9 protein-coding genes and 2 pseudogenes are annotated in these 12,048 nt (G+C 67.1%); 5 read left to right on the top strand and 6 right to left on the bottom strand.

Annotated elements, in window-relative coordinates; all coding sequences use genetic code 11:
• Window positions 1-189: 189 nt before the first annotated feature.
• The 4 genes and pseudogenes from ACIRA7_RS00780 to ACIRA7_RS00795 all read right to left on the bottom strand — a co-directional run.
• On the bottom strand, window positions 190-2,205 hold the full coding sequence (locus tag ACIRA7_RS00780; RefSeq protein ID WP_396218881.1) for a TonB-dependent receptor: 2,016 nt from the start codon (window positions 2,203-2,205) through the stop codon (window positions 190-192).
• A gap of 65 nt (window positions 2,206-2,270) precedes the next feature.
• Window positions 2,271-2,852: a YdeI family protein gene (locus ACIRA7_RS00785; protein ID WP_396218882.1), complete on the bottom strand. Its 582-nt coding sequence runs from the start codon at window positions 2,850-2,852 to the stop codon at window positions 2,271-2,273.
• 305 nt (window positions 2,853-3,157) lie between these two features.
• Window positions 3,158-3,517 carry a transposase gene (locus tag ACIRA7_RS00790; RefSeq protein ID WP_396218883.1) on the bottom strand — a complete coding sequence of 120 codons (360 nt, stop codon included), beginning with the start codon at window positions 3,515-3,517 and terminating at the stop codon, window positions 3,158-3,160.
• A 172-nt stretch (window positions 3,518-3,689) separates the two neighbouring features.
• Window positions 3,690-4,064, bottom strand: a pseudogene (locus ACIRA7_RS00795) (transposase); the annotation flags it as partial.
• 250 nt (window positions 4,065-4,314) lie between these two features.
• Between ACIRA7_RS00795 and ACIRA7_RS00800 the strand changes: the two are divergent.
• Entirely contained in the window at window positions 4,315-7,491 is a 3,177-nt protein-coding gene (locus tag ACIRA7_RS00800; RefSeq protein ID WP_396218884.1) for a WD40/YVTN/BNR-like repeat-containing protein, read from the top strand.
• A gap of 148 nt (window positions 7,492-7,639) precedes the next feature.
• Here ACIRA7_RS00800 and ACIRA7_RS00805 read toward each other — a convergent pair.
• A pseudogene (locus tag ACIRA7_RS00805) lies at window positions 7,640-8,335 on the bottom strand (thiolase family protein); the annotation flags it as partial.
• A 149-nt stretch (window positions 8,336-8,484) separates the two neighbouring features.
• On the opposite strand from ACIRA7_RS00805, the gene ACIRA7_RS00810 reads away from it, so the two are divergent.
• The 4 genes from ACIRA7_RS00810 to ACIRA7_RS00825 all read left to right on the top strand — a co-directional run bounded on the left by ACIRA7_RS00810 (window position 8,485) and on the right by ACIRA7_RS00825 (window position 11,433).
• A complete protein-coding gene (locus ACIRA7_RS00810) occupies window positions 8,485-8,721 on the top strand; it encodes an RES domain-containing protein (protein ID WP_396218885.1) in 237 nt (78 codons plus the stop codon).
• 239 nt (window positions 8,722-8,960) lie between these two features.
• Window positions 8,961-9,605: a hypothetical protein gene (locus ACIRA7_RS00815; RefSeq protein WP_396218886.1), complete on the top strand. Its 645-nt coding sequence runs from the start codon at window positions 8,961-8,963 to the stop codon at window positions 9,603-9,605.
• A 99-nt stretch (window positions 9,606-9,704) separates the two neighbouring features.
• Window positions 9,705-10,136 (top strand): serine hydrolase, encoded by a 432-nt coding sequence (locus tag ACIRA7_RS00820; protein WP_396218887.1) that lies wholly within the window; start codon window positions 9,705-9,707, stop codon window positions 10,134-10,136.
• Between the two features lie 838 nt (window positions 10,137-10,974).
• Window positions 10,975-11,433: a PEP-CTERM sorting domain-containing protein gene (locus ACIRA7_RS00825; RefSeq protein WP_396218888.1), complete on the top strand. Its 459-nt coding sequence runs from the start codon at window positions 10,975-10,977 to the stop codon at window positions 11,431-11,433.
• A gap of 386 nt (window positions 11,434-11,819) precedes the next feature.
• Here the strand turns inward: ACIRA7_RS00825 and ACIRA7_RS00830 are convergent, their stop codons facing one another.
• On the bottom strand, window positions 11,820-12,044 hold the full coding sequence (locus tag ACIRA7_RS00830; RefSeq protein WP_396218889.1) for a hypothetical protein: 225 nt from the start codon (window positions 12,042-12,044) through the stop codon (window positions 11,820-11,822).
• Window positions 12,045-12,048: the final 4 nt, after the last annotated feature.

The raw sequence follows: 12,048 nt of genomic DNA on the forward strand, positions 1-12,048 counted from the left end.
ACAGCGGCTCTCTGCGTCGGAGGGGCCGGCGCCGGAGCGTAGCGAACGGCGCGCGGCCATCCCGGCGCAGGAAAGCCGCGAAGGGGAGCGCGCGCGCCCGAACCGCATGCCGGTCACCGAACGCAGCGCCGTTTCACGTCGACGAATAAGCCTCAGCGCAACGGCACCACGATCTCAACGCGGAGGCAATTACAAATCGGCCGAGATGCGGAGCACAAAGGCGCGTCCCGCCGCGTCCGCGAATTCCTTATAGCGCGACATGAAGTCGCGGTAGCGCGTGTCGAACAGATTGCGTACGCTCACGTCCACGTGCACGAGACCGCGCGGCGTGAGGCGACTCAGTCCCGCCGACGCCGACACCACGTTCCACGCCTTGGGTGCGAAGTCGCTGCGGAACGTGCGCGTCTGTCTGGCATTCCACTCACTCGAGAGCGACGCATGACGGCCCGGTGCCTTCTCGTCCCAGCGCATCGTGAGCACGGCGCGCGGCGGTGGCACGAAGGGCAGGGCGGTGTCGTCGCTGGTGTTGGTGGCGTGGACCACATCGGCGGTGGCTTGCAGCGACAGCGTGCGCGTGAGGGCGACCGTCGCCTCCAGTTCCGCACCAACCAGTCGCGCGTTCCCCTGTTCGATCTGCAGCGAATCGAGGGCGCGACCGGGCAGTCCGACCGGCGTGAGGTAGATGTAATCGCGGATGCGATTCACGTAGCCGGTGAGTTCACCCGTTACACGGGCGGTGCGCAACCGGAGTGCGGCGTCGACGTTCACACTCGACTCCACCCGCAAGTCGGCGCGGCCGATCTCGAAGGCGCGCGTGCCCTCGTGAAAGCCGTTGGCGAACAGGTCGGAGGCACTCGGGGCGCGAAAGCCACGCGCCACGTTCACGGCCACCGACAGCGGTGACGTGGGGCGATACACGGCGCCGAGCGTGCCCGTGGTGGCGGCGAAGGCGCGATTGGTGGGTAACAGTCCGAGCACACGGTTGCCCGGTGTGGACAGGGTGCGCCGATCATGACGCGCGCCGGCCGATAGCGCGAAGTCACCGACAGTGCGCTGTTCGAGTGCATACACGCCGAGGGAGTGCGCCGTGTTGTCGGGGATCAGCGTTTCGCTGCCGAAGGTGGTGAAGCGCGTGTGTTGTGCGGCGACGCCTACCACGCCGGTGGCACCGGCGATGGGCGTGTGATGCCAGTGCGCGAACCCCGACGCCGATCGTGAGAGCAGCCCTAAGGCGACTTCCTGCGTGCGCTCGTCCCCGAACTCCGCGCGCCGGTTCTGCTCGATGCCGGCCTGCAGTTGCAGGCGCTGTCCTCCGCGTCGCACGTTGGCGTCCACGGTGCCGCGGTGCGTGCGGATCCTCTGCCGTCCCGTGTAGTTGGGTGCGGTGATGGGATCGTCGGCCACCTGAATGCGTTCGTCGCGCAGCGAGCCCGTGGCCGTGACGTCGGCGCGCGCGTCCTGCCAGCCCAAAGCGCCCTCGGTGTAACCGGTCACGTTGCCGGTGTTCGACACGATGCCAGCCGGTGTGCGCAGGTCAAGGGCGCGACGACCGGTGCCGCTGAGTCGCCAACCCAGCGAACCCGCGCCCACCGGACTCGCGCCTTCGCCAACGAGTGTGAGCGACGGCGAATGCGCCGCGCTGTTCCACGCGGTGGCCATGCGACCACGCGTTACGCGCTCGGCCGCAGTCGCGACGGGCAGCGGGCGCCGCACCACGTTCACCACGCCACCCAAGGCGTCGGAGCCGTACAGCACACTGGCTGGTCCCTTCACGACTTCCAGCCGCTCGGCGTCGGCCGATTCCACGTTGGGGGAGTGGTCGTGCCCCCACTGCTGCGTTTCCGTGCGTTGGCCGTTGGCGAGGGTGACCACGCGGTTGTTGGTGAGCCCCCGGATCACCGGCTTGCCGATGCCGGTGGTCATGGAGAGCGACCGGACGCCGGGGATCTGCTGGAGCGTTTCGCCGAGGGAGGCGGAGTTGGCGCGGCGGAGCTCGGACCCCGCGAGTAGGGCCGTGGGTTGGGCAATGCGACGGGCTTCGGTGGCCACGGCGGTCGCGGTCACTTGGAGCGCGGGCAGGGCGCGGGCGATGGTATCGCGTGTGGTGCTATCGGCCGGCTGGCGCTGGGCAAAGAGGGCCGTCGCCGAGAGCACGGAAGCCGAGCAGGCACAGGTCGAGAGTGTACGAACAATCATGTGTTGCATGAGCATAACAAATATTTAGGCAAGACTAAACTTCTGCGCAAGCTGCGGCGCTCGTGAGCCTGTCCTTAGCGGCGGTACTGCGGCAATCGCTCCCGATTCCCCGAGCAGGCGACCAGCTGCGCCAGCCGCCGGGCCCGGGTGGCTGCCTGCTTGGCGCTGATCACCCACCAGGTCGCCTGCTTGCGATACCCGGCCGGCTGTCGCTCGAAGAACTCGAGCGCGTGCGGCGTCTCGGTGAATTGCGCGAGGTCGTGGGCCGAGAACGCGACCTCGGTCTGTTCGAACGCGTACACCTTGGACTTGGCGTCGGTGCGCGCCTCGTAGGCGGCCAGTCCGGCCGTCTGCATGCGCCCCTCGGCAATCAGCGCGTCGACATGCTGCAGATTCACGGCGCTCCAGATGCTGCCGGCTTTGCGCGGCGTGAAGCGAATGGAATAGCGCTCGTCATCAATGCGTCGTCGCACGCCGTCGATCCAGCCGAAGCAGAGCGCCTCACGCACCGACTCCGTCCACGTCATTGAGGGCGTACCGGTGCCCACCTTGTGAAAACCCACCACGAGCTCGCGGTGCGCGTCGTGGTGGGTTTCGAGCCAGCGCCGGAAGTCGGCGGCGCTGGCGAAGTAATGCGGAGTCGGTGGCGTGGTCACCACCCAAACCTACGGAACGAGCGCCGCCTTGGGCTGCGCCGGCTTGGGGTTCTTCACGGGGGATAGGAACTTCAAACGAGGCGGGTCGACGATCCGTCGAGATCGGGCGAAATCACCGACCGCGTGAGCACCGACTGGCGGGCGGCGGCGGGCGCGTGCTCGGGGGGCTGTTCGGGGGGCAGCGGACGAGCATGGGGCGCGTGGCGTGCCCCGGCTCGCGGGGGCCCGCGTCGACGGGGGGCGCCGCGGCCCGGCGTGGGCCTCGCGCGCGGCGCGGGTCCGGAGGTGGGTGAGGATCTGGGCGATCACCGACGTCTGGGTGATGCAGGCGACGATGCCCATCGCGCCGTGGCAGGACGGGCACGCCAGCGGGTCCACCTCAACGATCTGCTGGAGGAGCGCCGCCGTAGGGCCTTCGCCCAACGGCGGCTGGCCTCGGTCGGCGCGAGTCGGGGCGCGGGGACCATGGCGGGTGGACCGTCCGCGGCGGCGGGCGCCGACTTGTGCCGCATGCCACGGGGGCGGCTGGCATACCAGCCATAGAACCGCGTCATGACGTGGCCCTTGTTGGGACTGTGGACCAGCACCGGGGCCAGGAACTCCAGCGGGTCGGCGGTCTCGGTGCCCGCCGTCGGACCCTCGGACTTGTCGGACCGGTAGGTCACCGCCCTGGCGGCGCGGTCGTACGTCAGCCGCTAAGGTGCGACGGGATTCCGGGCGCAGTAGCGCGCGAGGCGGCTGGCGAACGCGCGATCGTCCTCGGGGACCCGTAGTGGCCCTCCCAGACGGCGGTGTGCACGTAGAACCCCGAGTGTGACCAGGCCACGACACGAATGTCCCGTCCGGCCGGAACCCGCCGTCGGTCACGAGCAGGTGCAGGTGCGGATGCCGATTCGCGCGCGAGCCACGCGTCTGCAAACACGCCACGATGCCCACCGCGAGGTCGCGCTCGCCGGTCAGCGTGCGAATGGCGGCCGTGACGGTGCGGGCAGCGACGCGGGCGATCTCGCCGAGCAGGCGGCGGCGATACAGACGGTAGGCGCGCAGCCGTTTGGGGATGGTGAGCACGACCTGCCGGTGCGGCACCGGCGCGAGAGGCGTCGTGTCGAGCCACTGCGTCCAGATGGCGAGCCGCTTGGCGTGACAACTTGGGCAGAGGTAGCGACACTGGCAGCGAACGCGAGCAGGTATTCGTGTGCACAATCGTCGCACCGGATGCGCGCGAACCCGCGGTCGAGCACGCCGCAGGCGAGGAACGTGTCATGAACCTGCGCAACCACGGGGCGCCACGGGCCGTACTCGCGCGCGAAACGGTCGTCGTAGGCCGTCTGCAGGCGCTGCAGATGATCCGACACCAACCGAAACAGCCGCGACGCTTGAGGGCCGTCGGGGTTGGTAGATTGCGCAGTCCGCCTCCGAGCAGAAGAATCTGAGAACGACTTTCCCTCCCTTTCTCCTCCCCATGCGTCCATCTCGCACCCTCCTTCTGGGGCTGGTCCTGCCCTCGCTCCTGGCCGCCCAACCGAAACGTCCTGCGAATGCACCGGCTGCTCCCGGTCTCATCGACACGACCTTTGCCGGCCTCGCCTACCGCAACATTGGCCCCGCCAACATGAGTGGCCGCATCGCCACGGTAACCGGAGTGCCGGGCGATCCCGCCACCATCTACGTCGGCAGTGCGTCGGGTGGTGTGTGGAAGAGCACGAACGCCGGCACCACCTGGATGCCGATCTTCGACAAGCAGCCCGTGCAAACCATCGGCGACATCGTGCTGGAGCCGGGCAATCCCGATGTCGTGTATGTAGGCAGTGGTGAGGGCAATCCGCGCAACTCGGTGTCGTTCGGCAACGGCATCTACAAGAGCACCGATGGCGGCAAGTCGTGGAAGTGGCTCGGCCTCGCCGACTCCCGGCACATCGCGCGCATGGTCATCAACCCGCGGGATCCGCGCAAAGTCTATGCGGCGTCGCTGGGCTCGGAGTACGGGCCCAACGGCGAGCGTGGCGTGTTCATGTCCGAGGACGGCGGTGAAACGTGGAAGCGTACGCTCTACATCGACGACCGTCATGGGGCGTCCGACATCGACATCGATCCGCAGAATCCCAACGTGCTGTACGCGGGCATGTGGTATTTCGACCGCAAGCAGTGGACGCACCGCTCCGGCGACGAGAAGGGCGGTGTTTTCAAGTCGGTGGACGGCGGCAAGACGTGGACCAAGCTCACGCGTGGCATTCCCTCGCTCACGGGGCGCATCGGGGTGAAGGTCGCGCCGAGCAACCCGCGCATGGTGTACGCGGTCATCGAGAGCAAGGAAGGCTTCGTCTTCCGCTCGGACGATGCCGGTGAGAGCTGGCAGGCGGTGAGCAGCAATGCCAATACGATCGGCCGCGGCTTCTACTACGCCGATCTGCGCGTGGATCCGAAGAACGAACACCACGTGTACACGATCGGCATGTCGTTCATGCACAGCCTCGACGGTGGACGCACCTTCGTCAACGTGCCGGGGAACTTTCACGGCGATCATCAGGCGCTGTGGATCGATCCGCAGAATCCGAAGCGCTTGCTCATGGGTGACGACGGTGGGCTCGAAGTGAGCTACGACGGTGCCGGCGCCTGGGAGTGGTTCGGCAATCTCCCCGTGGGGCAGTTCTATCAGTTGTCGTACGACATGCGCGAGCCGTTCTACCATGTCACTGGCGGACTGCAGGACAACGGCGTGTGGACCGGCCCCACCCGCACGCGCAAGAGCAGCATCTATTCGTGGGAGTGGCGCTTCATCCAGTTCGGCGACGGCTACTACGGCATCAGCCACCCGGACGACCCTGACTGGTTCCTCTCCGACTACCAGGCGGGTGGCATTCAGGCCACGCACCTCGGGCGCTACGAAGTGCGCGAGGCCTCGCCGCAGCCCAAGCGCATGGACGGCTATTCGGCCGACAGCAACACGGTGCGCTTCAACTGGAACGCGCCCATCGTGCCGTCGCCGCACGACGGACGCATCGTGTACTTCGGTGGTAGTACGCTGTTCCGCAGCGCCGATTGGGGGCGCACGTGGACCGCGCTGGGCGGAGACCTCAGCAAGAACGACAAGTCGCGCCAAGGCGACGCCGGTGGGCCGATCCTCAAGGAGAACACGGTCGCTGAGTACTACGGCACCATCTATTCGTTCGCCGAAAGCCCGGTGAAGAAGGGCGTCCTGTGGGCCGGTACCGATGATGGCAACCTGCAGGTGTCACAGGACGACGGAAGGACGTGGGCGAATGTCGCGCCCAACGTACCCGGCGTGGGCGCGGATGCGGTGGTGAGCGGCATCGAGGCCTCGCGCACGGCGGCGGGCACGGCATACGTGACGTTCGAACGGCACATGAGCGACGACTTCAAGCCGTATGCATTCAAGACCACCGACTTCGGCAAGACGTGGACGAACATCACCGGGAATCTGCCGGCGAACGCGTACGCACAGGTGATTCGCGAAGATCCGAAGAATCCCAGCCTGCTGTACTACGGGTCGGAGTATGGTCTCTTCGCCAGCTGGACCGGTGGCACCCAGTGGACGAAGCTCTCGCTCAAGAATCTGCCGAACGTCGCCGTCCATGAGGTGCTGGTCCATCCGCGCGACAACGATCTGGTCGTGGCCACACATGGTCGGGCCCTGTGGGTGTTCGACGATGCGTCGCCCATTCAGCAGATGAGTGCCGATGTGGCTGGCAAGCCGGTGCACCTGTTCCCCATGCGCGCCGCCATGCGCTACAACACGGGTGAACAGTCTTTCAACTACGGACACAAGCAGTATCGCGGACAGAACGCGCAGTACGGAGCGCTCATCACCTACTGGCTCACCAAGGGCAGCGAGGCGAAGACGTCCGCCGACTCGACCGTTCGCATCGAGATTCTCAAGGACGGCGCCGTGATCCGTCGTTTGCGCAAGGTGAGCGCGAGTGTCGGCTTCAATCGCGTTGCGTGGGATCTGCGGATGGCGCCGTCGCTCGCGTTGAGTGATACGCCGGCCGACAGCCTCGACGAGGAGGGTGCGCGTGGCCGCGTGCCCGGCCCGCAGGTGTTGCCCGGGACGTACACGGTGCGCATCACGGCCTTCGGACAGACGCAGGAGCAGCCGCTCGTGGTGAAGCTCGATCCCACCGCCAAGTTCGCCGACGGTGAAGTGAAGGCGCAGTTCGAACAGGCCACGCGCATGGTTGCCACGGTGAATACGCTCATCGAGACGGAGCGTGGCCTCGCGGCCTTTGCGGCGCAGGCCGAAGAGCGCGCGAGGACCGCCAACACCCTGCGCGCCGCCGCGGCCCGGGATCTGGTAATCGCCACGCGTGAGGAGTTGCGCAAGCTCGACTCCATTCGCCTGCAGCTCACGCGTCCCACCAGCGACGTGGCGCCGTACTACTCCGAGGGCCCGCGCCCGCTGCAGCGCGCGTCCGCGTTGCTCTCCAACGTGGACAACGGCCTGACGCCACTCATTCCCGGACAGATGGAGTACTCCGGTGAGGTGCGCCGTGACGCCGACGTGGTGATCACGATGGTGGATACACAGATCCAGTCCACGGCAACGCGGCTTAATCCGATGCTGGAAAAGCTGGATATGCCCAAGCTGGTAGTACCGACGAAAAAGCCGGTGGCGATGTAGTAACGGAACAAGGGTAGCTCGCACCGCGGAAGCTCGGACGTCGGAATACAGAAGCGGGACCTGCCAATCGCATGGCAGGTCCCGCTGATGTTTCCCGCTCCTCGAGCTTCCGCCGTCCGAGCTTCCGTCGTGCCGCCGTTACCAGACCTTACGGATACACCTCGAAGATCCCCGCCGCGTCCACGCCTCCACCAATACACAGGGTGACCATGCCATATCCTCCACCGCGGCGGCGGAGTTCGTGCACGAGTTGCGTGGTGAGCGTGGCGCCGGTCGCGCCGAGGGGATGACCAAGAGCGATGGCGCCGCCGTTCACATTGATGATGTCGGTGGGCATCTCGAGCTCCTCGATCACAGCGAGCGCCTGCGCGGCGAACGCTTCTTTGAATTCGATGAGCTTGAGATCGCCCAGGCTGAACCCGGCGCGCTTGAGCGCCTTGGGCACGGCCTCGATGGGCCCGACGCCCAGGATGCACGGAGCGACGCCACCGGTGGCGAAACTCACGAAGCGGGCGAGGGGCGTGATCCCCAACGCCTTCGCCCTGTCGGCACGCATCACCAGCACCGCGGCCGCGCCGTCGGAATATGGCGAGGCGCTGCCGGCCGTCACCGTGCCCGTGGGCACGAATGCCGGGCGCAGTTTCGTGAGTCCCTCGAGGGTCGTCTTGGCCCGCCGGCATTCGTCGGTGTCGAACACCATATCGGTGACCGACTTCTCGGCGCCCTTCCCCGTGTCTCTGCGCGTGTGAATGGGCACGATCTCGTCGCGAAACACGCCGTTCGCGACAGCGGCAGCGGTCTTCTGCTGGCTCTCGTACGCGAACTGGTCCTGCTCGGGGTAGGAATTTCAATCGGGGTGGGTCGACTATCCGTCGAGATAGGGCGAAATCACCGACCGCGCCAGCACCGACTGGCGGGCGTCGGCGTGCCTTCGATCTCGCTCGGGCACCGTGAGCGCCGCAGGAACGTCGGGCAGGACCATCGGCAACGGGGGTGGCCGAACCCGTCGGGGACCCATCCGCCGTGCCGGTGGCAGATCCGCGCGGGGGACATCTGGTCGCGGGCCCGTTGCGCGCGCACCGGGCGGCGATTTCTTCACCCGAATCGTACGCGGCGTCACAGGCGCTGGGGCGCGACCTGCGCGACGCCGGGGTGGAGTTGTTCCTGTATGCCTCGGCGCGTGACGCCGAGGCCGGACTCAACGTGGGCGCATTCACGCCGGCGGTGTAACCGCAGCACCTTCAGCGGTGGCACTGCACGGCAACTCCCGCCGCGGTCGAGTTCGTGCGGCGCGATCTCTCGGGAGAGCGGGAGCACTACGACTTTGCGCGGGCGCAGTTCCTGGTAGCGGGGGCGTTGCCGGCTCCGGGAGTGTAGCGGGCGCACCCCTATCGTCGCCGCCGAGCGGCGCGCATGCTTGAGGAGTCCGCTGCACTTTCCCTCCCTGCCTCTTGCGCCGTTCCCCGACCATGCCTGTGTCCGGTGCCAGCGCCGCGCTGAAACGGCGGCCATCATTCGTCCCGACGATCGCGCTGGTGCGCAGCCTCTGGCTTGCCGGTACCCTGCTGGTGGTCGCGCCGGTGGCGCCGGCGCAGTCGGTCATGGCGCAAGCCGCGCCTCCCGCGCCGGTGCGCGTCTCCTCGCCCGACGGGTGGGTGGGCACGTGGCGTGGGGCGCTCACAGCCTACGGCGCGGTGGACAGCGTGAAGATCACCGTGCCGGTCACGCTCACCATTACGCCGCTTGCGGAAGCCGGGGCCTTTCGTTGGCGGCACGTGTATGCCAACGACAGCACGCGCAACGTGAAGGACTACGTGCTGCGCACCCTTGATGCCGCGGCGGGACGCTATGCCACCGACGAAAACAACGGCATCGTGCTGGACGAGCAGTTCATCGGGGGGATGCTGGTGAGCGTCTTTCAGGTGGGTGAGCAGGTCATCGAGAATCGCACCGAGGTGCGTGGCGACACGCTCACGCAGGATCTCATTGCGTGGCGACGCGCGCCGGTTCGGGAAACGCGGAGCGCGGTACCCAACGGTGAGCAGGGCGCCCCCGTCACGTCGTTTCGCGTGACGAGCCGCCAACGGTCGGTGCTCGTACGGGCTGGCCGGTAGGGAGTACGACAACGGGGGCGCCAATTCCGTCGTCAACGTCGGCGACAGGTCGAGCTGCGCGATCCGGGTCGGCACCCACGAACTCGCGCTCGTCGGGACGTGCAGCCCATCGCGCTGCACCAGCGCTTTCGCCAGCGCGATGCACCGCGTGCGCGTCCGCACCTGCGCATCTCGCACCGCGAGCTCCGCGCGCACATGGCGTCCAGGAGTCGAGCCAGCAGCACGGCCATGATGAATCAGCTCTTCGGGCAATTCTACACGTCGCGATTGCCGGCAACACTACGGTACCGCTCCGACGTACGCATCGCGCACAAGACGGGTGACTATCCACCAACCTCAGGGAGCGACGTCGGCGTTATTGAATATCCCGGCGGTCCACTCTTTGTCAGCGTGTTCACCAATGCCAATCGTGGTGACTTCGCGCAGCTGGAGCTCACGATTGGGAAGATCTCCGAGTTACTGGGGGATAGGAATTCCAATCGGGGCCAATCGACGATCCGTCGAGATCGGGCGAAATCACCGACCGCGTGAGCACCGACTGGCGGGCGGCGGCGGGCGCGTGCTCGGGGGGCTGTTCGGGGGGCAGCGGACGAGCATGGGGCGCGTGCCGTGCCCCGGCTCGCGGGGGCCCGCGTCGATGGGGGGCTCCGCGGCCCGGCGTGGGCCTCGCGCGCGGCGCGGGTGCGGAGGTGGGTGAGGATCTGGGCGATCACCGACGTCTGGGTGATGAACGCGACAAACGGCATGGAACCGCGACACGTCGGACACGCGAGCGGGTCCACCTCGAAGATCTGCTGGAACGCCGCCGCCGTAGGGCCTTCGCCCAACGGCGGCTGGCCTCGGTCGGCGCGAGTCGGGGCGCGGGGACGATGGCGGGTGGACCGTCCGCGGCGGCGGGCGCCGACTTGTGCCGCATGCCACGGGGGCGGCTGGCATACCAGCCATAGCCGACTTCAATACCCGCATATCCGCGAGGATGAGGCGCGGGACGAGTACGCTGCTGCTGATGGGTACGTTGAAGAGTGGCTACGCGGACGACCACGCGGCCAGTTGCCGTCACCCCCGGAACGGACGAAGGCGCGCGAGCACGTTCGCACTGTAGCGCACGCGCAACGGTCTTACGCGCCCACCCTACAGATCTCCGAACAGAGGAGCGCGCGCTGAAATACCGGTCATGTACTCTGTTGCGCTCTGGCAACCTGTGCCTTGCTCGCATGCGCCGCTCAGTCGAATCGCTTTGGCGCGAATATTGCTGGCTACGAGCATCGGAGAGGCGGTTCACCCGCATCATCCATTCGATGTAGTCTAAGTGAATCCAGCTCACGTTCAGACCGGAAGAACCACAGTGCGCAAGCTGTACAGCAGTGTAGTGACCGCGTTCGCCGCGATCACCCTCTTCGCAGGCTCCGCGTCCGCACAGACCTTCATCGGCTCTTGGACGGTTGACCAAGGGCCATACTCTTTCGAAATCCCGACGGCCTACTCGGCGAGACAGGCCGCTGCGCTGCTCTTTGGTGGGATCCCCACGGACTACCTGATCTCCACCGTCGACAACAACGCGCTTAACATCAACAACTCGGGCTGGTACAGCACGTTCGGCGTTGGCGCATCCATCCAGAATCATGACTATGTCATGAGCACGGGCGGCCTGTATCGGGATATCGGCGACGCGTCGGCTTACGTCTCGGACTGGGCGAACGGCCCACAGTATACCAACTACGCCTTCTCCGCGGTGCCCGAGCCCAGCACCGTCGCGCTCCTCGGTGTCGGTATGTTTGCGGTGTTGGGTCTGGCTCGCCGGCGGGGCCGCGGCAACACGCTCGTCTGAACTGCGGAAGCCCGCGTTCAACAAACGCCCGACGGGAAACCGTCGGGCGTTTGTCGTTTTGTGGACGGGATGACGACTCTGCTAAGCCGCGGACGGTGCGGCCTACACACCCAGAGCCCACACCGATTTCATGGTCGGGCACCAGGGCCGCGCGACGGACGGTTGCGGCCATGCTCGGTTCTTTAGTGTCCGCTTCGGTCGATTCACCACAGACGCGCCCAGTGCGTCCGCCGCCCGGAAGCGCAACGGCGCGCGCCGTTCGCCTTCAGCGGCGACGCCTGCGGACGCCGGGGTTTGTAGACGCCACGCGCTGCCGGCGCCGCGTCGGGCATGCGCGCTCCGGGACCGGGGAGCGCCGAGCATGCGTCCGACTCGGGTGCTGGCCGTCACCGTTCCGTTGCGCGACGGGCTGTTTCGACGCAACGTCCGGGTGGCGCGGCTTTACCATGCTTGCTGTTGCCGAATGGAATCGCGCCCGTCATCGACGGCATACCGGTGCCCACCTTGCGAAAACCCACCACGAGCTCGCGGTGCGCGTCGTGGTGGGTTTCGAGCCAGCGCCGGAAGTCGGCGGCGCTGGCGAAGTACTGCGGAGGAGGTGGCGTGGTCACCACC

It is taken from the genome of Gemmatimonas sp., from assembly GCF_044376735.1.
In the GTDB taxonomy this organism is placed as follows: domain Bacteria; phylum Gemmatimonadota; class Gemmatimonadetes; order Gemmatimonadales; family Gemmatimonadaceae; genus Gemmatimonas.